Raw genomic sequence first — 26,018 nt, forward strand, 5'->3', positions numbered from 1 at the left:
GAAGAGGGCTCATCATGAGCCATAAGTCCTTTGCAGTCGGCGAGGATATAAAGACACTTCGTTTACCGGCAAGCATAGATTCCCTGGAAAAATTCCGCGCATTCTTACTGCAGGAAATCAACCCGCGAAATGTGCCGGAGGATTTGATCCACAAGATCGAACTGGTTCTGGAGGAGCTGCTTGCCAATGTGATTCATTACGCCTATCCGGATATCCAAGGCGAGGTGGCTGTCGCGTGTTTTATGGAGGGAGGGGAAAAATTCTCCCTGGTGATCCAGGATTGGGGACGCCCATTCAATCCATTCGATCAAGAAAACCCAGATATTTTTGAAGATATCCGCGACCGTGTAATTGGAGGGCTTGGAATCTTGCTGGTCCGGAGTATGGCCGACGAATACAGCTACAGACGCCGGGGGGAGACAAACATCGTTAAGGTGAGTTTCAAATTACGGCATTGAAGGGAGCTTTCCCCGAGGAATCAAAAATCGTTCAAAGCTTCTTCCTGGGTCGCATGCAGGCGGAATATGGTATCGAACCCCGAAATTTCGAATACTTCCCGTACATAGTCTTTGAGGGAAGAAAAGGAGATTTGTCCTTCGCTGCTTTTCAGCGTCTTGGCGGCTTTCAACAAGACACGCAATCCCGCGCTGGAAATGTAGTCCAAATCCTGGAAGTCCAGAACAAATTTACTTTCCCCCTTCCGGATCAGGTCGAACAACTCCTTTTCAAATTCGGGTGAAGTATTGGCATCCAAACGCCCCCTGCACAACAAGATGATGACATCATTCCGTCTTTTTTGAAGGACATCCATGCAACTTGCCTCCCCTGGAAAGAACAGTTATTCGGACTTTGATTCATGTTCCGGTCGAAAAGAATCACGGCCGGTATCCAATCGATTCAATAAAAATATAAGAACCTTGCTCTACCGTCAACGCACCGATGGACATATTCCACAGGGTCTGGATCTCAAAGCCCCGATAAGCACTACATAGTCTAAGGATCAAAGGATAATGATGATTACAAAACGCCCGCTCAGCTACTGGGTCAAAACCAGCAGCATACGGCTGCAAGCCGCTCTTTTGATCGTAATCGCAGTGACCGTATTTGTGCGAGTGCTTCCATTGGAACTGCAGAAGCGAATCATCAACAAGGCTATCGGGCTCAAAGAGATCGATTTGCTTTTGACATATTGCGCCCTCTACCTGGCGGCCGTGGTTGTCGCCGGGGGACTGAAGTTTGCCATCAATGCGATCCAAACTTATATCAGCCAACATGCGCTCGCCAAAATTCGCAAGGAACTCTACTCGCATATCCTTTCCCTCCCTTTAAGCTTCTTTCGCCAGGCTTCCTCGGGCATGGTGGTCTCTTCCGTTGTCACGGAAGTCGTGGCCGCAAGCGAATTCGTCGGGCAGGCGGTGGCGGTACCCGTAACCAATCTGCTCACTCTGATGGCCTTTGCAGGATATATGTTTTACCTGAACCCGCTCCTGGCGGGTCTGAGCATCGTCATCTATCCCCTTATTCTCCTCATCATTCCCAGCATGCAAAAGCGTTCCAATAAAGCCAACAAGGAACGCGTCGACATCACCCGCACCCTCAGCAGCAGAATCGGAGAAACGGTCTCTGGAATTCACGAAGTTCACGCCAACGCCGGCTATGAGATCGAAAATCGAAAATACGGACGGTTGGTGGATGAACTTCTCAAAGTGCGCGTCGTCTGGAATCTCTATAAATTCGGCATCAAGGCCATCAACAACTTCTTTCAAAATTTGGGACCCTTCATCCTTTTTGTGGTGGGCGGTTATTTGACGATAAAAGGGCGTTTCGATCTCGGCGCACTGGTGGCGTTTCTCTCTACCTATGAAAAAATCTATGATCCGTGGAAAGAGCTGATGGACTTTTATCAGACCTATCAAGATGCTCATGTGAGCTACAAGAGACTCATGGAATACTTCGACTATAAACCGCAACACGCACTCAAAGCGCCCGACCGCCCTCCCTTGCACCTTGACGGCAATATACAGATCAAGGAGCTCACCTTCAGTACTCCAGGGGGGACTCAACTCCTCAAGGGCATCCATATGGATCTCAAGCGGGGAGAGCAGCTCGCTCTCGTAGGTTTTTCCGGCAGCGGCAAAACCACTTTGATCCAGTGTATCGCCCAACTTTACAGTTATACGGGAGGGAGCATCCTGATCGATGACCAGGAAGTTTCGGGTCTGACCAAGTACGATATTGCGCAAAACGTGGGAATCGTGTCGCAGACCCACTATATTTTTGATGGGACAATCAGGGAAAACCTCCTTTATTCATGCGAATCGTTGGTGGGAAAAGATGACGGCCCATTGCCCACAGTGGACGAGATGATCGAAGTGGTCCAGCAGGTAGGTCTTTTTATCGATGTGCTCCGTTTCGGGCTCGAGGCCATACTGCCCATCCATGAAGAAGAAGAGCTGGTTTCAAGGCTCATACGGGTGCGGGAAAACTTCCAAAAGCATTTCAGTGAAACCCTGCGCGACGATGTTGAATTCTTCGACGAGCACCGTTACCTCTATTTTTCCTCCATCGCAACCAATCTCACCTTCGGCAATGCAAACATCGATGCCTTCTCACAAGAAAACCTGTCCACCAACTCGTATTTCCTGGATTTCCTGGATAAAGTTCAGCTCAAGATGCCTCTGATCCATCTTGGAAGAGAACTTGCCATTCAGGCAATCGATATTTTGGGAGACTTGCCGCCCGATGAGGTTTTTTTCGAGCAAAGTCCCATATCTATTGAAGAATTGAATGATTACAAGAAAGTGTCGGCTCATGCCAAGGATTTGAGCCTTTCCGCCCTGACGGAAGATGATCGGAGCCGGCTGCTCAAGCTCGCTCTCCGCTTCAATCCCGGAACACACAAGATGGTGGATCTCCCTCAGATCCTGGAGCCGATGATTCTGGAAGGCCGGTTTCTTTTTATGAAGAAAATCCAAGCGGAACGACCGGATGCGATCACTTTTTATCGAATGTCCGATTATATCCACTCCCAGACGATCCTGGACAACATTCTCTTCGGGAAGGCAAGGACCGAGCGTCCCAAGGCACAGGAAAACATCTATCACAGCATCATCCAGCTTCTCATCGAGGAAGACCTCCTGGAAAAAATTCTCGAAATTGGGATGCATTTCAACGTGGGAACCAAAGGGGACCGCCTTTCGGGAGGCCAGCGCCAAAAGCTGGCCATCGCGCGGGTCCTCCTGAAGAAACCATCCATTCTGATCATGGATGAGGCGACTTCGGGCCTGGACAATGCCTCGCAAAAGCGAATCCAGAACCTCCTCGACACCAAATGGAAGGGACGGAGTACGATCATTTCCGTGGTGCACCGTTTGGAGATGATAAAGGATTTTGAAAAAGTGGCCGTCATGAAAGGCGGCAAAATCGTGGAAATTGGAACCTATGACGAACTGATGGCAAAAAAAGGGATGCTCTTTGAACTCGTAGGCGGAGGAAAAACAAGTGCCCGGAGAATACCATGAAAACCTGGAAATACTAATGGAAATCCCCTTGTTTTCAGGGATACCCATCGAACCCTTCAAGGTGCTGGCCTACCTTTGCCAAAGAAGGTCCTTCCAACCGGGAGAGATCCTTTTTGCAGAGCAGGAAGTAGACCCTCAGGCCTATCTGATTCTGGAAGGCAAAGCGAGGCTCTTGATGCAAAAGAACGGGGATGCGATACTTCGACGAGTCGGAGAGATGGATTTCATCGGGGGGTTCTCCCTTTTTTGTGACATGAAACGCCTCTTCACCTTGCAGGCCGAGTCGAAAGTGAAATGTCTCGTCATCACCAGGGAAAAATTTCAAAAGACCCTGACTCAGTTTCCCTCTGCCGGCAACAAGGTTTTTGAGAGGCTCGCATGGAGCATCTACGAATGGGAATCAAATTTTATCAGCGAACATGTTCCAAGCTGCGAAAATTGTAAACGAAGTCTGGGAGTCAGCCTGCTGTAAAGGGGCAGAGTTGGCAAGCCTTACAGCCAGACCTGACGATGCGCAGCAAATCATGACTCGACGGTCTCTCAGGAGCGGCCTCTTGCCTCCAATGTCGCGGTTGGAAGCAGCTTCTGAAAGACCATTTATCAATTCGAGGAAGAGAATAAAATGTTGAAGATTAAGACCATGCAACAGCGCCTCTCGCTCTTTTTGCTGCTGCCGGTAGCCGTCTTGCTCCTGGCCATGGGCTTGATGATTTTCCTCTATGTGAGAAACAACCTGATCGCCCAGTGGAAAAATACGGCCGTTCTGTCCCTGGCGCATGCGGCCCATGACGTGGACATGCGTCTGGCCAAGCCGAAGGACTGGATGAAGATGTATCACAATACGGCTGGAGAACCGGAGGCGGATTTTATCCGGGAATGGCTGATCAAACAGTTGGAGGACGTCGGAGGGGTCGATCGCGTCGAACTGGTCAAATTGGATAAAGGCTTCAAGGCTGTTTCGCAACTGGATCGATGCATTCTTTCACCAAAAGCAGAAAATTGCTACATGTGGCGTCGGGGAGCCTCCCGTCCACAGGAAAGAGCATGGATGGGGATGATGGATTTTGAGCGGGCGGAAATAGCTGACATTACCCTTCCCCGCTACGATACGCTGGTGGAGCACGAGACAGTCTCTCTCTCCTCCGATCTTCTCAATAAGGAGGGAAAGGCCGTCAGCCGCCTTGAAGTGGTCATTCGCTTCAAATATCTCATTGAGGGCGCCTTGTCCGCTGCTCAGTCAGCGAACGAGAGAGCCTTTTTGGTGAGTGAAAAAGGGAAAGTGCTTGCCTGCAGCATTGCCGAGAAAACGGAGGAGACCTGCTACACAGATGCGGTCAAGGCGGCCATAAAGGACATGCAGCAAGAACCGTCGGCAGGAAATATCCTTTTGCCGAAAGATGCACCTGACGAGATCGTCGGCTTTTACAAACTCAAAGAGGCCCCCTGGAGCCTGGTCGTGGTGGCCCACAAAAAAGACATTTTGGCTCCTCTTCTGCGCTTTCGTGCGATTTATTTTCTTATACTGGCCGGCTTTCTTCTTTTTATTCTCCTGTTGATTCGGCTTGTGGCGGGGCGGGCCGTTTCTTTCATTCGAAAAGTTTCAGACGCAGCCGCAAACGTAGCTCAGGGACATTTCGACACCCTTCTCCCTGTTGCAAGAGAAGATGAAGTGGGGCAATTGATTCGAAGCTTTAATCAGATGGTCTTGCAGCTCGATGAACGGCTGAGATTGAAGGAAGCTCTGGACCTCGCCATGCAAGTGCAGCAGAACCTGCTCCCTGAAAAACCGCCTGAAATAGCGGGGCTGGATCTGGCGGGCGCAAGCATCTATTGTGATGAAACGGGAGGTGATTATTACGACTTTCTTAGCTTTTCCGAATGGCAAGGCCGGGTGGGCATAGCTGTGGGAGACGTCGCAGGGCACGGCATATCCGCTGCCCTGTTCATGACCACGGCCCGGGCCCTCTTGCGGAGCAGGATCACTCAGCCAGGACGCCTTTCGGATGTCATGAACGACGTGAACCGCCTCCTTTGCATGGATACATCCAGGACGGGCGACTTCATGAGCCTCTTTCTGGCAGTATTGGACCTCCGGCGGAATACAATCCACTGGGTGAGGGCGGGGCATGCTCCCGGCCTCGTATACGATTGGGAAACCGACTCCTTCGAGGAACTGCGGGGCGAAGGGATAACCCTCGGCTTGGACGAAACCCGTCCTTTCAAGGAATACGAATACAGCGGCTGGAATAGGTCGAAGGTTCTGTTCATTGGAACGGACGGAATCTGGGAAACGGAAAATCCCCAGGGGGATGCGTTTGGCATGGATCGGCTGAGGGCGGTCATTCGGCGGCACTGCCACGAACCGTCCGGCGAAATCATTCGCGCCATAACAGAGGACCTTGCAGCGTTCCGCCAGACAAAACAACAGGAAGATGACATCACGCTGGTGGTGGCAAAAGTCAAACCAGAATGATTGCCCTTTTTATCCCTTTTTTTCCTTGGTGCTTTGGGATCGAGGTTGAGCTTTTTGAATGATGGTCGTTTTTCCGGCGGAAGAGGGTGCCAACGGTTTTGCCTTGCTGACATTGGGAATGACCGCCACGATCTTCTTTTTTTCCTCCGTCACTGGTTTTGCCGTCTTCACACTCTTTGCGGCCTTCTGCTGCACTACGCTCGCATTCTTGGCAACCTGGGCCTCCTTGCCGGATCCTGCCTTTGCGGACGTCTTGGCCTGGGCTACCGTTTGCGTTTTCTTCGCGACAACACTCTTCTTCACAGCCACGGATTGTTTCACACCCGCAGTCTTTCCAGCAGACATCACCTTCCTCGATACGGTCTTCTTCTTGGCCACTGAAGATTTTTCTGATCTCTTGCTGGCTACTGATGAGGTACCATCCGCCTCCTCGGGTTTTGCATTTTCATATCTGATCGCTTTTACAACTTTTGACTTCCTCTCGGGTTCACATTGCGGCACACCCATAAATGTGGAATCTGTCGCGATCTTTATTCTTCCAGGGCTGTCAAAATCTTCTACTTCCCTGATCTGCGGACCATCTTCACCGACAACCTGGAAACCGTATTCCAGCAATTTTGCCGTTTCGATCGCACGAACACCGGCAGAAGGAGCTCCCATAACTACCGCCAGAAGACGGACATTCCCTCTCTTGGCGGTGGCGGAGAGGTTGTAACCGGACGCACAGACAAAGCCGGTCTTGATGCCGTCCACGCCGGGACATTTTCCCAGAAGCCTGTTGGCGTTACGGTGAGTCGAAGTCCGGTAGGTGTAAGAACACATGGAGTGAATAGAGAGAGACTCCGGAAAACGTCGCAAATAGGCCAGAGAAAGTTTGGATATATCCCGGGCGGTAGTGAGCTGTCCCTTAGCGGGAAGGCCGTTGGGGGTCATGAAAACCGTATTGCGCATGCCCAACTGCCGGGCTTTAATGTTCATGAGCTTCACAAAGCGTTCAACGCTGCCGGCAAGATGTTCCGCCACGGCAACGCAGGCATCGTTTCCCGAAACCACCGCCATCCCCTTGATGATCTCTTCCAAAGGAACTTCATCACCGGCTCTGAGCCCCATTCTCGATCCGCCGGTACTGGCGGCCCTGGGGCTCACCACAACCGTATCCCACAAACGGGCACGTCCTTCCCGTATAGCGTCGAAAACCAGAAAAAGGGAAATGACTTTGGTGATGGATGCGGGAGCTATGAGACTATCAGCGTTTTTCTCGTAGAGGATTCTTTCGTCGCGTGTGTCGATGAGAATGGCTGAACGGGCGTTGATATTGAACGGTAGTGCATAAATCAAATTCGGAATGAACAAAGTTGTGACAACCCACACCATCCAAACGATGACCCGTTTCGTCTTCATATCCAAAATCCTCATTCAATAGAATTTTACTCTTCTTACACCCCATGCGCCCATGGGAAACCTGCCACCTTGGATCACATCGATCAGAGTGGGGCCCTGCCCATCTAAATGAACACACTGAGAGGGTCCTTGAAGCCGTTCTGTCAACTCTTCTGTTCGATTCCTACCGCTCATGGAGATAACTCTTGAGATCAAAAATTCTTTGTGTATAAGTCTATGGTGAGAGAGCGCTCATTTGTCAACAGAAAACCCATCCGTAATGTATGGGAAAGAGCTACCCTCCTTTTCTCCGGACAAATTTTGAGGCAGTCCTTTTGAGCCTAAAGCAAAATCAACAAGAAGGCTTTTTGCATTACTTACAGTTTGCATACAGCTCCATATATTTGTTATATACACTTCCACGTGATCAAATATGTTCGATAGCACATTAATCGGAGCCCAACCGCCCCAGCTGAAGGGAAAACTTTAATGATCGGCCGAATGTTTGATTTTTTGTCCAAAGACATGGCGATGGATCTTGGAACGGCAAACACCTTAATTTACATCCGAGGCAAGGGAGTTGTTCTGGATGAACCTTCGATAGTTTCTTTAGATAAGGAAACTCAAAAAATCGTCGCAGTGGGAAAAGAGGCAAAAAATCTCGCAGGTCGACACGGAAAGAACACCATCAGCGTCCGTCCTCTCAAGGATGGAGTCATTCACGATTTTGAAACGGCCGCTTTCATGATCCGCACTTTTTTGGGGAAGGTTTTCAAGCGAGTCCCCCTTTCCCGCCCCAAGTTGGTGATCGCAGTTCCAGCGGGAATCACGTCGGTTGAAAAGAGGGCGGTCATAGAGGCCTCAGAGGTAGCTGGAGCCGGAAAAGTCTATCTTATCGAAGAACCCATGGCCGCTGCTATCGGTACAGGCCTCCCCGTAGACCAGGCCAAGGGACAAATGATCGTGGACATCGGTGGGGGAACCACTGAAGTGGCCATTATCTCAAACTTTACCGTCACCTGCAGCGAATCCTTGCGTATTGCCGGAGACGAGGCCAACGAAGCGATCTGCAATTATATTCGCCGGGAGCATCATATGAACATCAGTGACTCCATGGCGGAAATCATCAAAATAAAGATCGGTTCCGCCGTACCCCTTAAAAAGCCCCTGGAGGTGAAACTCAGAGGCAAAGATCTCGCCAGCAATATGCCCAGGGTCGTCACCATTACGGATGCCGATATCCGCCAGGCCATCAAAGACCCCACTCGCGCCATTGTGGAGGGTGTGAGGCGGGTACTCGAAAAAGCATCCCCCGACCTGGCTTCTGATATTGCGGAAAACGGCATTTGGCTGGCGGGGGGCGGAGCGTTGCTCAAGGGCCTGAGGCTTTTGATCAATCAGGCAACCGGACTGGAAGTGCAAAAATCCGAAGACCCGCTGCGAGCCGTGATAAGAGGGGCCGGAGCCGTAACCGAACAGTTTGACTTCTATCGAGACGTCTTCCTCAATTGATATCGGAATTATTGTGAGCTCCCCTGGAACGCACAAGGGAAGCATCACCATGACGTTTATCATCATCTGAGCTGCCACAAAACACGGCATCCGGCTTCAATCTTCAGCCTTTTTCTCTGGTGCTCACGCCCTTCTGCCTGCGTTTGTCTATAAATTCGTCCAATCCAAACTTCTTGATACGGTATCCGATTTGCCTCAGGGTGAGCCCAAGTTCCCTGGCGGCCTGAGACTGAATCCACTTGTTGCGTTCGAGAGCAGCTACGACTTCCTTCTTTTCCATCTCCTCCAGCCGAGACAATGAATCCTGTTTATCCAACTGCGTCATTTTTTCACCGGAATACAGATGCGAAGGAAGGTCCTTGACATCCATTTCAACGCCATCCACCAGAATCGCCAAGCGTTCGATGAGATTTTCCATTTCACGGACGTTTCCCGGCCAGTCGTATTTCGTCAAAACATCCAACCCTTGGGGAGTGATTCGATATCTGCGTCCGTATTCTTTGGAAATTTTATCGATGAAATGGTCGAGAAGGGATGGGATATCCTCTTTGCGGTCCCTCAGGGGCGGAACATGAATGGGAAAAACATTCAGACGATAATAGAGATCTTCCCTGAAAGAACCGGTATTGACGGCATCTGAAAGGTCTTTGTTGGTCGCAGCGATGATTCTCACGTCCACTTTTATGGTCTTGGTGCTGCCCAAGCGTTCGAACTCCCGTTCCTGGAGAAACCTCAGAAGTTTGGACTGCAGAGCCAGGGAGAGTTCGCCGATTTCATCCAGGAAAATCGTCCCACCATCGGCTTCTTCGAAACGGCCGACTTTGGCTTTGACCGCACCGGTAAAGGCTCCCTTTTCATAGCCAAACAGTTCCGATTCGAGCAGGTTTTCAGGCAGAGAAGTACAATTGACTTTCACAAAGGGATACTTTGCCCTGGTGCTCAATTCATGGATGATGCGTGCTATGAGAGTTTTTCCTGTCCCCGATTCGCCCAAAAGCAATACAGAGGCTTTGCTCGGGGCCACCTTCTTGATCATTTCCTGAACTTCGATCATTGTCCGGCTTTTGGCGATCATGAAAAAGTGGCTGAACCTTTCGGAAAGCTCTGCCCGAAGAGAAATATTTTCCTTTCTCAGAACCTCCTCACGAGCTTTGACCTGCCGGTTGATACTGACAAATTGCGCGATCAGTGTGGCCACGATGGAAAGAAATCGGATATCTTCCTCAAAGGAGATGTCTTTTCCGAAGAGGCGGTCCACACTGAGCACCCCGATGGGGGATGTGTGTAGTTTTATGGGAACACCCAAAAAGGAAATGCGGTCTTTTTCGATGCGACGCGATTTGGTTTTATTGAGAAAAAGAGGTTCTCTGCTGATGTCTGGCACCACAAAGGGTTCGGCCGTTCGAAAGATGAGGCCCGTCACCCCTTCGTTTTGACGGTAAACCCCCCTTTTCTTCTCCGTGGTGCTGAGACCATGAGAAGCAGAAATGAGGAGATGGCCGGTTTCTTCATCCTTCAGGGTTACCGTAGCTCGCTTCATGGCCAGGGAATCCGAAAGAATTCCCAAAATGGTTTCGAGGGCCTGATCCAGATTCAGAACCTGCCCGATGATACGGCTGATCTCGTAGAGGACTTTTAATTCGAGTTCACATATTTTATTTTCCATAATGAAGGTTGAATCGAGCAAGAAGCATGCCTTTTCAGAATTCCAACCGCATGGTTCCTGGTTCCTCAGGAGCAACGGGATCGATTCGACTGACGAGATGAAGTCACTTGCGCCAATTCACGGAAAGATCCTGCCATTAAGATCGGTTTTTAATTGAACTTTTCAATAGTTAAAAAATGGAGCGGAAAATGAATCGCGAAAATGCGGACACGCTGGGGCATGATGTTCGTCTCGAAGTGCTTCGAGGTTCTCACTCCATTGCGCTCGTAATGGGAGGAGTTCGAAAATCCATACCAGTACATTTTTGTTCAATATGTGCTCAATTTCTCTTTTTCTAGACATAAATGTAAATTTTCCTTCCCCATCGAAGATGAGTTGTGCTGTTTTCTCAAGCTTTTTCGTAGGAAATCCACACGGTGCAAAAAGTATAAATCTTGCATTTTCATAAACAGTTACATTGACAGGCATCCACCTTTCCGTTAGCATTTTTGGACAGAAGACAAACAGACAATGAAAGATATGCGAGGCGGAACTGCAAAGCCTTGGAGCAATTTACTTTAAGTGCTTGAATTTTTAAATAAAGTCTTGATGAACCACATCGATCTATCTTGAATATTTAGGGGAAAACCATGATAATAGGGCTTGATGTAGGTGGCACTCACACTGACGTGGTTCTCATAGGCGAAGGCTGTATTCTTCGTCAGACCAAAGTCCCCACAGATCCTTCCAATCTCTTTGGGAGTGTATGGACTGCACTGGATGAAGTGACGCGTGATGTGCCGCCGGAAACCATTCGTCGAGCGGTCCTGAGCACCACACTTACGACCAATGCCATAGCGGAAGGGAAACTCGAGGAAACAGGAATGATCGTTTCCGCCGGTCCTGGGATTGATCCCGAGTGTTTTCGGACCAACAAGCACTATTACACCGTTTCGGGTTCCATTGACCACCGCGGACGGGAAATTCAATCCATCGATTCCATGGAGATCGAGGCCATTGCTTCGCTTCTCAGGTCCGAGGGGATTCGGCATGTGGGAGTCGTTGGCAAATTTTCCGTTCGTAATCCCAAACATGAAATTCTCATTCGAGAGATCCTGGGCGATGATTTTGAAAACGTGGTTCTGGGACATCGCCTTTCCGGCAATCTCAGTTTTCCCCGCCGTATTGCCACGACTTATCTGAATGCCTCCGTTTACGCCATTCACAAGAAGTTTTTTCAGGCGGTCAAGGATTCTCTCCAGAAAAAAGGGCTTCACATCCCCATATTTATACTCAAGGCAGATGGCGGAACGATGAGTCTTGAAGCTTCCCTGAATTCTCCGGGGCAGACGATCCTCTCGGGGCCTGCCGCAAGTGTCATGGGTTCTCTGCCTTTTGCTTCGGAGACCGAGGAAACTCTGGTTTTGGACATTGGAGGCACCACCACCGACATGGCCATACTCATTCGCCGCGTACCTCTCCTGGACCCACTGGGCTGCGAATTGGGCGGTTACAAGACATTGATCCGTTCCTTAAAGACTCGCTCCATCGGTCTTGGTGGTGACAGCACGGTACGGGTGGTGAACGGCGAGCTGACCATAGGTCCCGACCGACAAGGGCGGGCTATGGCTTACGGGGGGCCCGTTCCCACCACCACCGACGCACTGTTTGTGCTGGGAAAAGCCACCAACGGAGATGTTGAGGCCGCAAAAAAAGGCATAGAGTCTCTCGCCAGGCAACAGGGAACATCCATCGAAGAAACCGCAAACCAAATCTTTGACCTGGCCTGTAACAAGATATTGGAAGAAGCGGCCAGGATGATTGACGACATCAACAGCAAGCCTGTTTACACCGTGCAAGAACTTCTGGAAGGCTATCAGGTGAAGCCCAAAGAAATCCTGGTCCTGGGAGGTCCTGCTCCCTATTTCGCATTTCGTCTTGCGGCAATGACCGAATTTGAAGTGCATGTGGTGCCGCAGTGGCATGTAGCCAACGCCATTGGTGCGGCTCTGGCCAAGAATACGTGTGAAGTGACTCTGTTTGCGGACACGGAACGCGGAATCGCCATCGCCCCCGAAGAGGATTTTTATCAACAGGTCAAAAAGGATTTCGATCACCAGAAGGCGGTGAACCTCGCCTTTGAACTCCTGAAGAACAAGTGCTTGCAGGAGGGAGCTTCCGAATCTGAAGTGGAAGTGGAGGTTTTAGAAGACATACAATTCAACATGGTGCGCGACTTCTACACTACCGGCAAAAACATTCGCGTAAAAGTTCAGATCAAACCCGGCCTCATCCCGGAATTCCGTGATATGGCGGAAAAACTTTTCAACTTTTGCCCCCTTCCTGGAACCATTTAGCTGCGCCTATCCCAAAACCTCCTTCGTCATTTTGAGGAGAGGACCGGGGTGAGGGGGTCTTGGATAGCCTCTCAGTCATCAGTCTGGCTGGAGCCAAAGGAGCAAAACCATGCTTAGCGCAATATCAAAAACCGGTCTCGTCTTCTTTCCCGCCTTCGATTGGGCCATCAGCTCCACCCATCCCGAACGCGAAGAACGTTTGCTCTATACTCAGGATCAGGTTTTTGAAGAAGGCCTGCTGGATATCGATGGAATTGTGGAATACAAGCCCGATCTGGCTACGATCCAGGATGTCAGGCGGGTTCATTTTTGTGTTCCCGACGAATGGAGCGTCCTGACGGAATCACATCTCATCAGTGCGGGTGGCGCGAAAACCATAGGTACGGAAGTAATGGAAAAAAGGATAGAACGGGGGTTCGCCCTGGTTCGTCCTCCCGGACATCACGCCATGCGTGTGGTTCATGGTGCACGGGGCTTTTGCAACATCAATATCGAAGCCATCATGATCGAATATCTTCGGGAGGCCTATGGCATCGATCGGGTGGCCATCGTGGATACGGATTGTCACCATGGAGATGGCACGCAGGACATTTATTGGCATGACCCGGATACCCTTTTTATATCCCTGCACCAGGACGGACGCACCCTCTATCCGGGGACGGGCTTTTGCTATGAGATGGGAGGCGCCACAGCTGCGGGAACGACCATCAACATTCCCCTCCCTCCCCAAACTTCCGAAGAAGGTTTTCTATACACTTTGGACAATGCGATTCTGCCCATATTGGAAGAATTCAAACCGGAGATCATTGTCAATTCCGCCGGGCAGGACAATCATTATACGGATCCCATCACCAACATGAATTTTTCTGCCCAGGGATATGCGGAGCTCACCCGGCGCCTGAAACCGGACATCGCCGTTCTCGAAGGAGGTTACTCCATCGAGACCGCCCTTCCCTACATCAATGTGGGAATCATCATGGCCCTGGCCGGCATGGATTTCAGCAAGGTGAAAGAACCCGATTACCACCCCGACAGAATCCGCCAGTCCAGAGGCATCACCCGGCAGATTGAAGAGGTGGTTGCGGAGGTGATGGATTGCTGGCAAAAAGGACCCGAAATCAGAGAAAAATACTTGGCGGGAAAACCATTTGTTTCACGGGGCCGCTCTATCTTTTATGATACGGACAACATTTTGGAAACTCAGAGGGAAAACCTGCGAGTCTGCCCGGACTGCAGCGGAGTCCTGGCCATTGATTCCGAAACGGACACGGGCTACCATATCTATGCGGTGCACATCCCGAGGAAAGCCTGCAAAGAATGCCAGGAAATGGGTTATAAATGGTATGATTCGGCAGACCAGAAAATCTATCATCAGATTTTTTTGCAGGATCGAACACACGATCAATATTTTGTAAAGAAGGTTTAGAATTTTTGAATAGCAATCGCGTTTTTATCAAGAACTTCACTCTGTCCGAACTCGAAAGATGGGTAGAAAGCATTGGGGAGCGTTCTTTTCGAGCTCGACAGCTTTTTCGGCATATTTACGTCCGGCACATCTCATCCTGGGAAGAATGCAGCGACTTGAGCAAGATGTTCCGTACTCAGCTTCAATTTGGGACACAACTCAATGCATTGACACTGCAGGAAAAACAGGAAGCGTCCGATGGAACCAGAAAATATCTTTTCGGCCTGCACGATGGTCATTTCATCGAATCCGTCCTGATTCCTGATCCACCGCGTTACACACTCTGCGTCTCCAGCCAGGTGGGATGTGCCCTGGGGTGCAAATTTTGCCTGACTGGGGCGCTCGGCTTCAAAAGAAATCTCAATGCCGCGGAAATAGTGGATCAGATTTGCCGGGTTCAGGAGGATCTGGAATCTTCCAAACGTATCACGAACCTGGTATTTATGGGTATGGGAGAACCTTTGGCCAATTATGAAGCAGTGCTTCGTGCCATCAAAGTTCTCATCGATCCCAACGGATTGGCCTTTTCTCATCGCCGCATCACTCTTTCCACAGCCGGCCTGGTTCCTCAGTTGTACAGACTGGGACAGGACAGCCCGGTCAATCTGGCGATCAGCCTTCACGCTCCGGACGATAACCTTCGCAGTCAAATCATGCCCATCAATCGGACATATTCTCTCTCCAAACTGATGGCTGCATGCCGCGACTACCCCCTTCCACCGCGAAAACGCATCACTTTCGAATACATTCTCATGGAAGGGGTCAATGATCACCCCAGACAGGCCAAAGAACTGGTCAAACTGCTGCAGGGGGTGAAAGCCAAGATCAACCTCATCCCTTTCAATCCGCATCCCGGCTCCCCTTTCAAAAAGCCGTCGGAGGAAGGGATTCTGGCCTTTCAAGACGTGCTGCAAAGAGCACAGCTCACAGCGATCATCAGGCAGAGCCGTGGAGCCGATATCGGTGCGGCTTGCGGCCAACTGGCTGCCAAATATCTTGGAGACCAGTGCGGGAAAACGGAGACCGTCCCTTCAGATTGAACATCGCCCAACGATAGAATACCTGAAATAATTCAATGCTTGCTTTCATGTACCGATTCCACGTCACTGAAAAAGAGGAGAGTTGACATTGAAACCCGATTTTAGTAAGCACCATGGATTGCTTCCTGCGATTGCTCAAAATGCCAGCGATGGCAAAGTATTGATGTTGGCTTACATGAATGAACTCGCATGGGATAAAACCGTGGAAACGGGGAAGGCTCACTACTGGAGCAGATCCCGCCAGAAGCTCTGGCTCAAGGGAGAAGAGTCCGGTCACGTGCAAATGGTCAAAGAGATCTATGTAGACTGTGATTTGGACACGATCCTGCTCAAAGTGGAGCAAATTGGCAAAGCTGCCTGCCATACCGGCTATGAAAGCTGTTTTTACCGCCGCTATCGAGAAGGCCGGTTGGAAGTGATCGGGCAACCTATTTTTGATCCAAAGGAGGTCTATAAAAAGTGAAACAACTCGTCTTGGGTATTCCCAAGGGAAGTCTTCAGGAATCCACTCTCAGGCTCTTTCGCCAGTCCGGTTGGCGAATCTCTCTTTCCGACAGAAATTATTTTCCTGAAATCAACGATGCAGATATCAGCTGTTCCATCTGCCGGGCTCAGGAGATGTCGCGATACGTGGAAAGCGGCACTTTCGATGTGGGGCTTACGGGGCGCGACTGGATCATGGAAAACGATTCAGACGTGATCGTCGTGGCAGATCTCATCTATTCCAAGGTAAGCCAGCGCCCAGCCCGTTGGGTACTGGCAGTTCCCCTGGACTCGCCAGTCCATGATCTCAAGGACTTACAGGGCAAAAAGATCGCCACGGAACTGGTAAATTTCACACGGCGGTATTTTTCCGCGGCTGGGGTAGATGTCAACGTGGAGTTCTCCTGGGGAGCCACGGAAGCAAAAGTCATCGCCGGACTGTGTGATGCAATTGTGGAGGTGACTGAAACCGGAGCGACCATGCGCGCCAACGGGCTTCGAATAGCAAAGGAATTGATGCAGTCCAATACGCAGTTGATCGCCAACAAAAAGGCCTGGGAAGATCCGTGGAAACGAGAGAAAATCGAACACATTTCCATGCTTCTCCAATCTGCACTGCGTGCGGAAGAACTTGTGGGACTGAAGATGAATGTGCCCGAAGAGCACTTGAACGCGGTCATAGAGCTTTTACCGAGCCTCAATGCACCCACTATCGCACATCTCTACCAGAGCGACTGGCTTTCTGTGGAAACAGTCGTATCCAAGAATATTGTGAGGGAATTGATTCCCCAGCTCATAAAACGGGGCGCACAAGGCATCATCGAATACTCGCTCAATAAGGTGATCTGATGTCCTGGGGGATTTGTCATCGTATCTTTTGGATTTTTCTGCTTTTGGTCAGCATGGGTTGTGCGACGGCAGGCACGTCCCGGCACAGTGCAGATCAGTTGCGAAAAATGGGAGAAGGCTTTCTAGCCGCAGGAGATTTGGGGCAGGCTCTTAAATTCCTTACTCAGGCGGAAGCAAAACAGCCGAATGACCCTGTAATCCATTACGACCTTGGGCTCGCCTACGACGAGAGGGGATTGTCATCCGATGCCCTGAAACATTTTCAAAAAGCGTTGAGTTTAAAACCGGATTATTCGGAAGCATACAATGCTCTGGGACGTCACTATGCCCGCCAGAATCAGCTGGATCTGGCCCAGGATTCTTTCGAAAAAGCCCTGTCCAATCCTTTTTACTCGACTCCCCATCTCGCATTGTACAACCTCGGATTGATTTACGACAAGAAGGGCGACCGTGAAGCCGCTTTGCAGCGGTATCAGGAAGCGGTACGGCTCCAGCCCAACTACGGCCTGGCCTATTTCCAGATAGGGCAAATCCTGGAGGAAATGAAGCGGGGGGATGAAGCCAGGGCCGCTTATGGAAAGGCAATTCAATATTCGCCGGACCTGGTGGCAGCCCATTTTCGATATGGCGTAATGAGTTACACTGCGGGAGAACTGGAACGAGCATTCTACTCCCTGAGTCGTGTCGTAAAGCTGGAACCCTATTCACCCATGGCCGATGAAGCCCGCAAATACCTGGCAAAGCTGCAAAGCGTCGTTGGCAACCCTTCTGAACCTTCGTCGAATATTCCCTCGCCCGATCAGACGGATCAGATGACACAACTTGAGGTTGTGGACGACCAGGATTTGCAGGGTTCTCAGGCATCCCCCCCTGAGGAGGGAGCGTGGCAGTCACGCCAGGAATCCGGAACCCATTCGAGGGCGCAAAAGAAGGCAAAAGCCGTCACTGCAACTGCTTCCCCATCCGTCAAACGTGCGACTTATATTGTACAGGTCGGATCTTATCTCAACAAAAGCAATGCAGAGGATGAAAAAAGGAAATTGGAGGCAAAGGGTTACGACGTTGTGATGAAAAAGTTCACCCACCAGGTTCTCGGTCCCCTCTATGTCATTCAACTGAAACCGGAAGAGGATGAGGCCAGAGCGGCCGATCTGCTCAGCCAGATTCAGGGATCTGGAGACGTCAAACCCATCATCATCAAAGTCCCTGCGACTTTTTAGCCGGGAATCTCCCTGGGAACCGGCAGAAATCGCTGGTTTTACTGTTCATGTTATCCTGCGCAACTATTTGCTCCGGTACCCCTTCCATTCCCCGATCCGATCGGGGAAATTTTATTGGAGGCATGAGAAAAGAAGATGCGCACAAAGAAGGCCAACAAAAAGTGATTTGCAGAAGAGTTGAAGACATCAAGTCGTTTATTGTTATGGATGTTTTGGAGCGCGCCCAGGAAATGGAACGAGCGGGTGAATCCATCATTCATCTGGAAGTGGGCGAACCCGATTTCAACACCCCGGAAGCCATCAAACGGGCTGCCGTAGACGCTCTGGAACGGGGCGAGACGCATTACACTCACAGCCTGGGAACACCCCAGCTCCGCGAAGCCGTATGCAACCATTACGCTGCAACCTATGGTGTACGTCATATCGAACCGGAACAAGTCCTCATCACATCGGGCACTTCACCGGCCTTTCTCGTGGCCCTGAGCACCATCCTGAACTGCGGGGAAGAGGTGATTCTGTCAGACCCACATTATGCATGCTATCCTAATTTCATCCGCTTCCTTGAAGGAGTGCCCAAAACAATCCCCGTCTACGAAGAAGATGCCTTCCAGTACCGTCCGGAAGCCATTCGAATGGCGCTTTCCGCTAATACAAAGGCCATCCTGGTCAATTCTCCCGCCAATCCCACGGGCAATCTCCTGGAACCCCAACGGATGCGGGAAATTGCAGATATGGGAAAATGGATATTGAGCGACGAGATTTACCATGGGCTGGTCTATGAAGGACATGCCCATTCGATGCTGGAATATACAGACCGGTGTATCGTTTTCAACGGTTTTTCAAAACTCTATGCCATGACGGGTTGGCGCTTGGGCTATCTCATCGTTCCTCGGGAAATGATCCGGCCCATGCAGAAGATGCTCCAAAATTTCTTCATCTCCGCCAATTCCATGGCTCAGGCCGCCGGCTATACCGCCCTGACGGACCCCTCCGTGCAAGTGGATGTCCGGATGATGTGCGAGAGGTACAACAAAAGGCGGCAGTTCATGATTCAACGTCTGCGTGAAATCGGATTCGGAATTACGGTCGAACCTACGGGTGCTTTTTATGTTTTTGCCAACGCACGGCGTTTCACGCAGGATTCTTACTCCTTTGCCTTTGAAATCCTTGAAAAAGCTAAAGTGGGCATTACTCCTGGAATCGACTTCGGTCTAAACGGCGAAGGTTATGTTCGGTTCAGCTATGCCAACTCTCTCGAAAACATTGCTGAAGGCCTCAACAGAATAGACGCCTATTTGAAAAGCCGCTCCTAAAGAAAGATATCCCATGGTTCGTCCTTTCCTCATCAAGTCGGCTGAATTCATCAAGTCGGCGGTCCGTTTCGAAAACTATCCTCCCGCCCTATATCCGGAGGTGGCTTTTGCAGGCCGATCCAATGTGGGAAAGTCTTCATTGATCAACTGCCTCGTTCAGCGCAAAAAGCTGGTCCGGACAAGTCGAACACCCGGTCAAACGCAGTTGATCAATTTTTTTCTGATCAATGGGGCCTTTTACTTTGTCGATCTTCCCGGATACGGCTTTGCAAAAGTTCCACTCAAAGTCAGAGCCCAATGGGGCCCCATGATAGAAACCTACCTCACCAAACGGGAATCCCTCCGCGGGGTCGTCCATATTCTGGATATCAGGCATCCTCCCACTCCCGATGATTTGAATTTGTGGCACTGGTTCCGCGACAATCACATTCCGGCCATTCCCGTCGTGACAAAAGCAGACAAGATCAAGCGCGGTCAGTGGGATGCACAGATGAAACAAATATCTTTGAGTCTGGGAATCCCCACGTCTGAAATGGTCCTTTTCTCAGCGAATACACAACAGGGGCGTTCCGAGCTTCTTGGGAAACTGCTGGATTGGCTCATCCCTCCGGATGAATCTTCCCCGGACGAATGATGGCCACACAAACCGTAACGCCATGAAAACCTCATCTCCATCAGCAAAAATTCCTCGGAGAGCCATTTTGCCATAAAATAACAAACGCGGATCGATGCAAACTCCCGAAAGGGCCCTCAACGATCCGCGTGATTCCAGGCAAATCCCATTCCTATTGCAGTATAAACTGGAATACCTTGTCTATCCTGATCAATTCCTTCCGAATTTTCTCACACTGCTTTCCGGTGACCTTCCCATCCACTTTCAGACTGACCAACTGAGACAGATTTTCAAAGGTGGCATCGAATGCGCCCTTGATGTTGAGATCGTCGTTCATATTTCTCTCAAAATCGGGGATAAGCCGATCAATCAATGCTTCGACTGAACTATCAGTTTTTCGGGCACGGCTCCCACCGGAATCGCCGCTTGAGAGCTTTTCCACGAGACCATTCAAAAGAACGAGTTTCTGAGTCGTTTTCTCGAAGATCTTTTTGGTCAGATTCAACGGTTCCCTATGATGGCCGTACAGGAGGTAAAAACGGATACTGCGCGCACTGTATCCCTCTTTCATAAGATCCTGGGGGTAGATGATATTTCCCACACTCTTGGACATTTTTTTCCCATCGACCAGAAGATGTTCACCATGGATCCAGTAACGTGAAAATTCCTCCCCCGAAACGGCTTCGATCACTGCAATGTTATAGTCGTGATGCCTGTATAGATTATCGATTCCTCCGCAGCTGATATCCACGGTATATCCCAAAGTCTCGGTGATCATGGCCGGATCCTGAATGTTCCAGGAAGGTCTTCCCTTTCCTATCCCTGTATCCCAGTATACTTTATCTCCAGGCTTATAGCCGTGCCAAAGGATGAAGTCTCCAAGATTCCAGCGCCTGCCAGGATAAGTGTCTTTCTTGAAACGTTTCTTTTCCTTGGGCCAGCGGCTCATATCCAATCGAAAGAGCTTACCGAAGCCATTGAATTTGAGAGGATCGAAGAAGACATCTTTGCCATACCAATAAGCATACCCTTTTCCCAAAAGGATTTGAATGAGTTTCACCGCCTGATCCACCGAAGTAGAAGAGCGGGGAATATGATTCGGCAGTTCGATCCGCAAATCCCTTGCATCGGCAAAAAACTGCTCAGCGTTCGCGGCCGTCAGATCCTCGATGGTCATCCTTGTCTTCTCGGCCTCGGCGATGGCTTTGTCCTCCACATCCGTAAAATTGAGCACTCTCTCGACCCGGTAACCCAGGAAACCCAAATATCTCTGCAGCACATCCTCCCACAAAAAGCTGCGATAGTTTCCGACATGAGGTCTCCCGTAAATGGAGGGACCGCATGTAAACATCTTCACCACTCGGTCATTTCGAGGTTCAAAAACCTCTTTCTTCCGGGCCATGGTGTTGTAAAGTTTCAGCATGAATTCTGTTTCCTTTCTGCAAGCTTTTAGAGGTTATCCCCCCAAAAGTGCGAGGGAGGCTTCCTGATAAGCTTTAGATACATATTACAATAAAATCATATAATTATAATATAAAGTCATGAAAACTGTGGTATAGTCCTTTTAAAAAGAATCGGAATCTACTCCCTCCAGCCTCTCAATGCCGGACCTTAAATATAAACTTTTGCAAAAGATTGATCGTAGCCAACGGTAATTCAAATCATTATTGTCAATGGTTGTATTTGAAGACAATGATTCCCGCAGTCATTATGCCATTGGAACGATAACTTATGGAACTTTGGATCGTATCGACAATTCTTGTTGTCACCATTTTTTTGCTGGTAACGGAGAAAATACCCATCGATTTGACAGCCATCGGAGTACTCGTTGCTTTAATGGTTACCGGTATCCTCGAACCGAAAGAAGCTCTGGGAGGTTTCGCAAATCCGGCTGTCATAACGGTGGCGTCCATGTTCATACTCACACGCGGTTTGAACCGCACAGGTGCTCTGGCATATGTCAGCGAAAAGATGATTGAATATTCCCGGGGAAACGACAGACGCATTCTCATCATGGCGATGCTCGGCACCGCCATCCCCTCTGCATTTCTCAACAATACGCCCGTCGTAATCCTTTTTATCTCTATCATAATGAGCGTCTGTTGTGAATACGGCCTGAGTCCTTCGAAGTATCTGATTCCCGTTTCTTACAGCTCCATCGTTGCGGGCACATGCACATTGATCGGAACATCGACAAACATCCTCATCAGTGACCTGAGCGTCAAATACGGTTATGGCGCCATTGCGATGTTTGAGCTATCCAGTCTCGGAATTCCTATGGCGATAATCGTCATCACTTTCTTGTACTTTGCCGCATCCCATTCAATGCCTCAACATAAGGCCCCGGTGTGCGAACTGAGTGGAGAAGCAGCTCCCCGCTACCTGGCTGAATTCTCAGTGCCGGCACAGAGCAAACTGATCCACTTGGACCCCTATGAGTTCTTCAATGAAAACTACCCCTCCATCGAACTTTTTGAACTCATCCGAGGCCCCTTCATTTATTACCCGGAAAGGGAAAAACTCAAGACTTCCGAAAAGGATTTACTCTTTGTGAAAGGCTCGGCGAGTGACCTGGTAGCCATCCTCCACGAGTCCATCGTTGAATTGCCTCACAAAGTCAAAGAATTGAATTTCAGCGCCAGTGATGAAGATTCCATCATTGTGGAACTGATAATCCCTCCAGAATCGAAGTTTATTGGAGAACAGCCCATCCAATCCAATATGCAGGGGGAACTCGGCATACAAATAATCGCAGTCAAAAGAAAAGGAATACATTACAGTCGGCAAAAGCTAAGAAATCTGAACTTATCTATCGGAGACATCCTCCTCATCCATTGTACTCGAGAGAAGCTCGAAGAACTCCGCAACAATTCAGATTTAATTATTCTGGAAGATGTGCATCACAGAATCATCAACAAGAAAAAAGCACCGGTAGCTTTACTGATTTTCATAGGAATGATCTTCGCAGCGACTATGGGAGTGGTTGACATAGTGGTAGGCGCTGCAACAGCGGTCTTTCTGATGATATTGACGGGCTGCATTCAAGCAAGGGATGCATACCGCTCTCTTGACGTGAAAATCCTGTTGCTCATTATCGGTACCATCGCATTGGGAACAGCCATGGAAAAGACCGGAGCTGCAAAAGTTTATACAGAAGAATTTCTGACCCCCTTCCGAGGACAGAGCCCTATTTTGATTTTGTCAGTATTCCTCCTCTTAACCAGCACTCTCACCCAATTCATGAGCAACAACGCCACAGCCGTTCTCCTCCTGCCCATTGCAATTTCTACAGCGCTTTCCATTGGAGTCGATCCAAGGCCTTTCATTATAGGTGTTTGTTTCGGTGCAAGCTGCTCTTACGCATCACCATTGGGTTACCAGACCAACCTTCTGATCTATGGCCCAGGGGGATACCGATTCAAGGATTTTTTGAAACTGGGGATACCTCTCAACCTTTTGACTTGGCTGCTAAGTTCTCTGCTGATTCCTGTCATTTGGCCCTTTTGAGCGATTGAAGCCGCTACAGTTGAGGAACAAGGGGAAATTTGGGGCAAAGCTTCCCCTCGAGGGAGAAGTATTGAGGAGAGATGCCAGAATGACCATAAGGAGAGCTGGTATGGTGAAAATCAGGCTAGATAGATCCGCAGATTACGCAGATTGCTCAGGCTGAATAAGTTCCGCAGCCCAAGATAAAAGGCTTCTTAGAACCTATCCGGAAACCACCTGTGGACTTTGCGACACCCCCTTGGTCCCCTCCTCGAGGGGGAATTAAAGGGGGGTGTCCGCTGCCGAGGTAGGTTTTTGGATAGGCTCTTAATCTGCGCAATCTGCGGATAAAGACAGAATGAAAAATAACGAATGTCTGTCCTTTTTCAAATCAATTATTTGATGCTTTCCATATTTCAACCCTACGTCAAGGAAACAGAACTCGCCTGTGGTCCCTTTTCGCCAAGCTGTTCGATAAAGCTCACTACCGTTCCGATCTCAAGATCCTTGAATCGACCACTAATCAAGGCATTCTCGTGGAAATAGATTTCTCTCCCTTCGGGAGTCAAAAGAAATCCGTACCCCTCGTCAGGAAACAACTTGCTGATCCGAGCAACCGGCTTCTCTTCATGAAACTTCACTTCTCCACGCTGCTTGCCGGCATGATCTTTGAGACGACGCTGAGCCACATCAAACGAGTTTGAAATGGCAGAATAGAGATCTTCATCGGGTTCTCTCTTTACGACGATCTCGCCCCCAGGAATCGTGATATCAATGCGCACATTGTATTGCATACCGCTCCTCTGGCTGCGGTGCGGTATGTCTACCATGATTCGACATCCAATGATCTGATCAAAAATATTGTCGAGTTTCGAAGCCTTATCGCGGATAAGTTCTTCCATTTCCTCTGAGAGATGAACATTTTTGGAGCTGATTTCCAATGGAAGTTTCATGGGCACTTTCCCCTTCTAAATAGTCAAAGCATCAACCATGCGCCTCAGGCGGCACGGACTAGAAAAATACTGTTGTACCCAAAAGATACAATCATCTAATTTCTCGATTCGGCCATCTAATGTCGAACTCCCTTGACGCACAACCCGAAATTTCATGTCGAAGCCCCCGATGAAGGCTTCTCAGGGTTCCCCCTTTTGAGTTTGTGGCAAAATAAAGCGCAAACCTGAACCTTTCAAGGCATATTTACTCGTATGCTCCATTTTTTTGGCCCAAGCGCTTCATAAAAGCAATTCAAGGGGGCACAGATTCAGTAGACATCCTTTAAACTCGTGTTGACTCTAATTCCAGAATGGAGTGTTCTGTGAACAGGACATCTGTCTGCAATTTCCAGGAGTCTAGCCCTCTGCTGCTCATCGAGGGCCCCTATCAGTTCAATCTCGCGGTCTATGACATCGATTTTACGATTCTGCCCTTCACACTCTTTACAGTCATCGGCATAGACTTTTTGATGTTTAAGTCGCACAACCACTGCATCCAACGGAAAACTTTTGCGATCCGCATACATGCGAATGGTCATGGAAGTACATGCGCCCAGAGCGGCAACAAGATAATCATAGGGGTTGGGACCGGTATCAGCACCGCCCACTGCAATGGGTTCATCGGCAATGAAACGATGCCCTCCCGTTGTGATCTCCGTCTGATAGCCGGTCTTTTCGGTACGAACCACCACTCGATTGTCCTTCAAATCTCTCGTTCGGCTCTCCTCCAGAGGTATGCCGATGTATTTTTTTGCCCACGCTGCCAATACATCTCCCACATAGAGAGAATCTTCCCTGTTGGAAAGAAGATGGTCCGCTCCGTTCAAGGCGATGAAACTCTTGGGCTGACCTGCCGCTGCAAAGATTTCAAAGGCGTTTTCAATGCTCACGATGTTATCCTTTTCAGAGTGCATGATGAGCAACGGCTTTCGGATTTCAGAGATAGTCGCCTTCATTCGACTGTCGTCCAGATCATCCATGAACTGCTTCTTTATCCTGAATTCCTTTCCCGCCAACCTGATGTGTGCTTCTCCAGTTTCTCGAATCTTTTCCTCGGAATCCCCCAACATCCGTTTCAAATGTGACAAATTCGAAGGAGCGGCAATAGTGGCTACCGCTTTTACGGAGGGAATATGTGAAGTTGCCTGCAGTACCGCCGCTCCCCCCAAAGAATGCCCAATCAATAACTTTGGCGATTCGTAAGCCGCATCGAGAAATTCGGCGGCCGCAATAAGGTCGCTGATATTGGAAGAAAAATTGGTTTCGGAAAAATCCCCCTCGCTCTCTCCCAATCCAGTAAAATCAAAACGAAGGACTGCAATGCCTTCTTTCGTCAGAGATCTATTTATATTGACCACGGCATTCAGATTTTTCGTACACGTAAAACAGTGAGCAAAGATCGCGTATGCTTTAGGTTTCTGGTCGACAGGCAAATCAAGACGTGCAGCTAATTTTTGACCGCTCCGGTTCTCAAAAAAAAGCTTTTGGAACTGCATCTAACCTCCCCTTACTTTTAAATGAACATATTTCTGAAAATCGAACTCCTTTGCAATCTCTGTAAATTTGGAATTCTTCACCTACTTCCAATATACTCAATTTTTATTTATTTTAATCATCTTGTCACTCTTGGCAATTCCACACAGACTGGGGCTACCCCCAGAGTGTTGAA

Annotated in this window: 21 protein-coding genes; 14 read left to right on the forward strand and 7 right to left on the reverse strand. The window is 49.4% G+C overall.

Features of this window, described 5'->3' with window-relative positions:
- Positions 1–14 precede the first annotated feature (14 nt).
- On the forward strand, positions 15–458 hold the full coding sequence (locus QMG16_RS08910; RefSeq protein ID WP_281793623.1) for an ATP-binding protein: 444 nt from the start codon (positions 15–17) through the stop codon (positions 456–458).
- A gap of 20 nt (positions 459–478) precedes the next feature.
- On the opposite strand, the gene QMG16_RS08915 is transcribed toward QMG16_RS08910, so the two are convergent.
- Positions 479–811, reverse strand: coding sequence for an STAS domain-containing protein (locus QMG16_RS08915; protein ID WP_281793624.1), 333 nt, complete (start codon positions 809–811; stop codon positions 479–481).
- 202 nt (positions 812–1,013) lie between these two features.
- Between QMG16_RS08915 and QMG16_RS08920 the strand changes: the two genes are divergently transcribed.
- The 3 genes from QMG16_RS08920 (at position 1,014) to QMG16_RS08930 (ending at position 5,994) form a co-directional block, all read left to right on the forward strand.
- Positions 1,014–3,521, forward strand: coding sequence for an ABC transporter ATP-binding protein/permease (locus QMG16_RS08920; protein WP_373878729.1), 2,508 nt, complete (start codon positions 1,014–1,016; stop codon positions 3,519–3,521).
- Positions 3,502–3,993, forward strand: a complete 492-nt coding sequence (locus tag QMG16_RS08925; protein WP_281793626.1) for a Crp/Fnr family transcriptional regulator — start codon at positions 3,502–3,504, stop codon at positions 3,991–3,993. Before QMG16_RS08920 ends, QMG16_RS08925 begins: the two co-directional genes overlap by 20 nt.
- Before the next feature lie 150 nt (positions 3,994–4,143).
- Complete coding sequence (locus QMG16_RS08930; RefSeq protein ID WP_281793627.1) at positions 4,144–5,994, forward strand: SpoIIE family protein phosphatase; 1,851 nt, start codon at positions 4,144–4,146, stop codon at positions 5,992–5,994.
- Positions 5,995–6,003: 9 nt separating this feature from the next.
- Here QMG16_RS08930 and QMG16_RS08935 read toward each other — a convergent pair whose 3' ends face one another.
- The gene (locus QMG16_RS08935) at positions 6,004–7,395 is read right to left on the reverse strand and encodes a D-alanyl-D-alanine carboxypeptidase family protein (RefSeq protein ID WP_281793628.1); all 1,392 of its coding nucleotides are present in this window, start codon (positions 7,393–7,395) and stop codon (positions 6,004–6,006) included.
- A 480-nt stretch (positions 7,396–7,875) separates the two neighbouring features.
- Between QMG16_RS08935 and QMG16_RS08940 the strand changes: the two genes are divergently transcribed.
- Complete coding sequence (locus QMG16_RS08940; RefSeq protein WP_281793629.1) at positions 7,876–8,886, forward strand: rod shape-determining protein; 1,011 nt, start codon at positions 7,876–7,878, stop codon at positions 8,884–8,886.
- 103 nt (positions 8,887–8,989) lie between these two features.
- On the opposite strand, the gene QMG16_RS08945 is transcribed toward QMG16_RS08940, so the two are convergent.
- Both QMG16_RS08945 and QMG16_RS08950 read right to left on the reverse strand, forming a co-directional pair.
- The gene (locus QMG16_RS08945) at positions 8,990–10,552 is read right to left on the reverse strand and encodes a sigma 54-interacting transcriptional regulator (RefSeq protein WP_373878730.1); all 1,563 of its coding nucleotides are present in this window, start codon (positions 10,550–10,552) and stop codon (positions 8,990–8,992) included.
- Between the two features lie 162 nt (positions 10,553–10,714).
- On the reverse strand, positions 10,715–11,020 hold the full coding sequence (locus QMG16_RS08950) for a hypothetical protein (RefSeq protein WP_281793631.1): 306 nt from the start codon (positions 11,018–11,020) through the stop codon (positions 10,715–10,717).
- Positions 11,021–11,181: 161 nt separating this feature from the next.
- Here QMG16_RS08950 and QMG16_RS08955 point away from each other — a divergent pair, with 161 nt between their 5' ends.
- The 8 genes from QMG16_RS08955 to yihA all read left to right on the forward strand — a co-directional run bounded on the left by QMG16_RS08955 (position 11,182) and on the right by yihA (position 19,892).
- Positions 11,182–12,888 (forward strand): hydantoinase/oxoprolinase family protein, encoded by a 1,707-nt coding sequence (locus tag QMG16_RS08955; RefSeq protein ID WP_281793632.1) that lies wholly within the window; start codon positions 11,182–11,184, stop codon positions 12,886–12,888.
- Positions 12,889–12,997: 109 nt separating this feature from the next.
- Positions 12,998–14,314, forward strand: a complete 1,317-nt coding sequence (locus QMG16_RS08960) for a histone deacetylase family protein (RefSeq protein WP_281793633.1) — start codon at positions 12,998–13,000, stop codon at positions 14,312–14,314.
- Positions 14,315–14,319: 5 nt separating this feature from the next.
- Positions 14,320–15,393 (forward strand): dual-specificity RNA methyltransferase RlmN, encoded by a 1,074-nt coding sequence (rlmN, locus tag QMG16_RS08965; RefSeq protein WP_281793634.1) that lies wholly within the window; start codon positions 14,320–14,322, stop codon positions 15,391–15,393.
- Between the two features lie 88 nt (positions 15,394–15,481).
- The gene (hisI, locus tag QMG16_RS08970; protein ID WP_281793635.1) at positions 15,482–15,856 is read left to right on the forward strand and encodes a phosphoribosyl-AMP cyclohydrolase; all 375 of its coding nucleotides are present in this window, start codon (positions 15,482–15,484) and stop codon (positions 15,854–15,856) included.
- Positions 15,853–16,725: an ATP phosphoribosyltransferase gene (gene hisG, locus QMG16_RS08975; protein ID WP_281793636.1), complete on the forward strand. Its 873-nt coding sequence runs from the start codon at positions 15,853–15,855 to the stop codon at positions 16,723–16,725. The genes hisI and hisG overlap by 4 nt, the downstream gene beginning before the upstream one ends.
- Positions 16,725–17,945: an SPOR domain-containing protein gene (locus tag QMG16_RS08980; protein WP_281793637.1), complete on the forward strand. Its 1,221-nt coding sequence runs from the start codon at positions 16,725–16,727 to the stop codon at positions 17,943–17,945. Before hisG ends, QMG16_RS08980 begins: the two co-directional genes overlap by 1 nt.
- Before the next feature lie 161 nt (positions 17,946–18,106).
- Positions 18,107–19,258 carry a pyridoxal phosphate-dependent aminotransferase gene (locus QMG16_RS08985; protein ID WP_281793638.1) on the forward strand — a complete coding sequence of 384 codons (1,152 nt, stop codon included), beginning with the start codon at positions 18,107–18,109 and terminating at the stop codon, positions 19,256–19,258.
- A 13-nt stretch (positions 19,259–19,271) separates the two neighbouring features.
- Entirely contained in the window at positions 19,272–19,892 is a 621-nt protein-coding gene (gene yihA, locus QMG16_RS08990) for a ribosome biogenesis GTP-binding protein YihA/YsxC (protein ID WP_281793639.1), read from the forward strand.
- Between the two features lie 151 nt (positions 19,893–20,043).
- Here yihA and QMG16_RS08995 read toward each other — a convergent pair whose 3' ends face one another.
- Positions 20,044–21,294, reverse strand: a complete 1,251-nt coding sequence (locus QMG16_RS08995) for a class I tRNA ligase family protein (protein ID WP_281793640.1) — start codon at positions 21,292–21,294, stop codon at positions 20,044–20,046.
- 308 nt (positions 21,295–21,602) lie between these two features.
- Here QMG16_RS08995 and QMG16_RS09000 point away from each other — a divergent pair, with 308 nt between their 5' ends.
- Positions 21,603–23,378, forward strand: coding sequence for an SLC13 family permease (locus tag QMG16_RS09000; protein WP_281793641.1), 1,776 nt, complete (start codon positions 21,603–21,605; stop codon positions 23,376–23,378).
- Between the two features lie 401 nt (positions 23,379–23,779).
- Here the strand turns inward: QMG16_RS09000 and hpf are convergent, their stop codons facing one another.
- Together hpf and QMG16_RS09010 are read right to left on the reverse strand one after the other, a co-directional pair.
- Positions 23,780–24,310 carry a ribosome hibernation-promoting factor, HPF/YfiA family gene (gene hpf / locus QMG16_RS09005; protein WP_281793642.1) on the reverse strand — a complete coding sequence of 177 codons (531 nt, stop codon included), beginning with the start codon at positions 24,308–24,310 and terminating at the stop codon, positions 23,780–23,782.
- A 308-nt stretch (positions 24,311–24,618) separates the two neighbouring features.
- On the reverse strand, positions 24,619–25,845 hold the full coding sequence (locus QMG16_RS09010) for a bifunctional alpha/beta hydrolase/OsmC family protein (protein ID WP_281793643.1): 1,227 nt from the start codon (positions 25,843–25,845) through the stop codon (positions 24,619–24,621).
- Positions 25,846–26,018 lie beyond the last annotated feature (173 nt).

The organism is Desulforhabdus amnigena, from assembly GCF_027925305.1.
In the GTDB taxonomy this organism is placed as follows: domain Bacteria; phylum Desulfobacterota; class Syntrophobacteria; order Syntrophobacterales; family Syntrophobacteraceae; genus Desulforhabdus; species Desulforhabdus amnigena.

Coding starts and splice junctions, on each gene's coding strand:
- QMG16_RS08910 (WP_281793623.1), top strand. CDS start 15: ATGAGCCATAAGTCCTTTGCAGTCGGCGAGGATATAAAGACACTTCGT.
- QMG16_RS08915 (WP_281793624.1), bottom strand. CDS start 811: ATGGATGTCCTTCAAAAAAGACGGAATGATGTCATCATCTTGTTGTGC.
- QMG16_RS08920 (WP_373878729.1), top strand. CDS start 1,014: ATGATTACAAAACGCCCGCTCAGCTACTGGGTCAAAACCAGCAGCATA.
- QMG16_RS08930 (WP_281793627.1), top strand. CDS start 4,144: ATGTTGAAGATTAAGACCATGCAACAGCGCCTCTCGCTCTTTTTGCTG.
- QMG16_RS08935 (WP_281793628.1), bottom strand. CDS start 7,395: ATGAAGACGAAACGGGTCATCGTTTGGATGGTGTGGGTTGTCACAACT.
- QMG16_RS08940 (WP_281793629.1), top strand. CDS start 7,876: ATGTTTGATTTTTTGTCCAAAGACATGGCGATGGATCTTGGAACGGCA.
- QMG16_RS08945 (WP_373878730.1), bottom strand. CDS start 10,552: ATGGAAAATAAAATATGTGAACTCGAATTAAAAGTCCTCTACGAGATC.
- QMG16_RS08950 (WP_281793631.1), bottom strand. CDS start 11,020: ATGCCTGTCAATGTAACTGTTTATGAAAATGCAAGATTTATACTTTTT.
- QMG16_RS08955 (WP_281793632.1), top strand. CDS start 11,182: ATGATAATAGGGCTTGATGTAGGTGGCACTCACACTGACGTGGTTCTC.
- QMG16_RS08960 (WP_281793633.1), top strand. CDS start 12,998: ATGCTTAGCGCAATATCAAAAACCGGTCTCGTCTTCTTTCCCGCCTTC.
- QMG16_RS08980 (WP_281793637.1), top strand. CDS start 16,725: ATGTCCTGGGGGATTTGTCATCGTATCTTTTGGATTTTTCTGCTTTTG.
- yihA (WP_281793639.1), top strand. CDS start 19,272: ATGGTTCGTCCTTTCCTCATCAAGTCGGCTGAATTCATCAAGTCGGCG.
- QMG16_RS08995 (WP_281793640.1), bottom strand. CDS start 21,294: ATGCTGAAACTTTACAACACCATGGCCCGGAAGAAAGAGGTTTTTGAA.
- QMG16_RS09000 (WP_281793641.1), top strand. CDS start 21,603: ATGGAACTTTGGATCGTATCGACAATTCTTGTTGTCACCATTTTTTTG.
- hpf (WP_281793642.1), bottom strand. CDS start 24,310: ATGAAACTTCCATTGGAAATCAGCTCCAAAAATGTTCATCTCTCAGAG.
- QMG16_RS09010 (WP_281793643.1), bottom strand. CDS start 25,845: ATGCAGTTCCAAAAGCTTTTTTTTGAGAACCGGAGCGGTCAAAAATTA.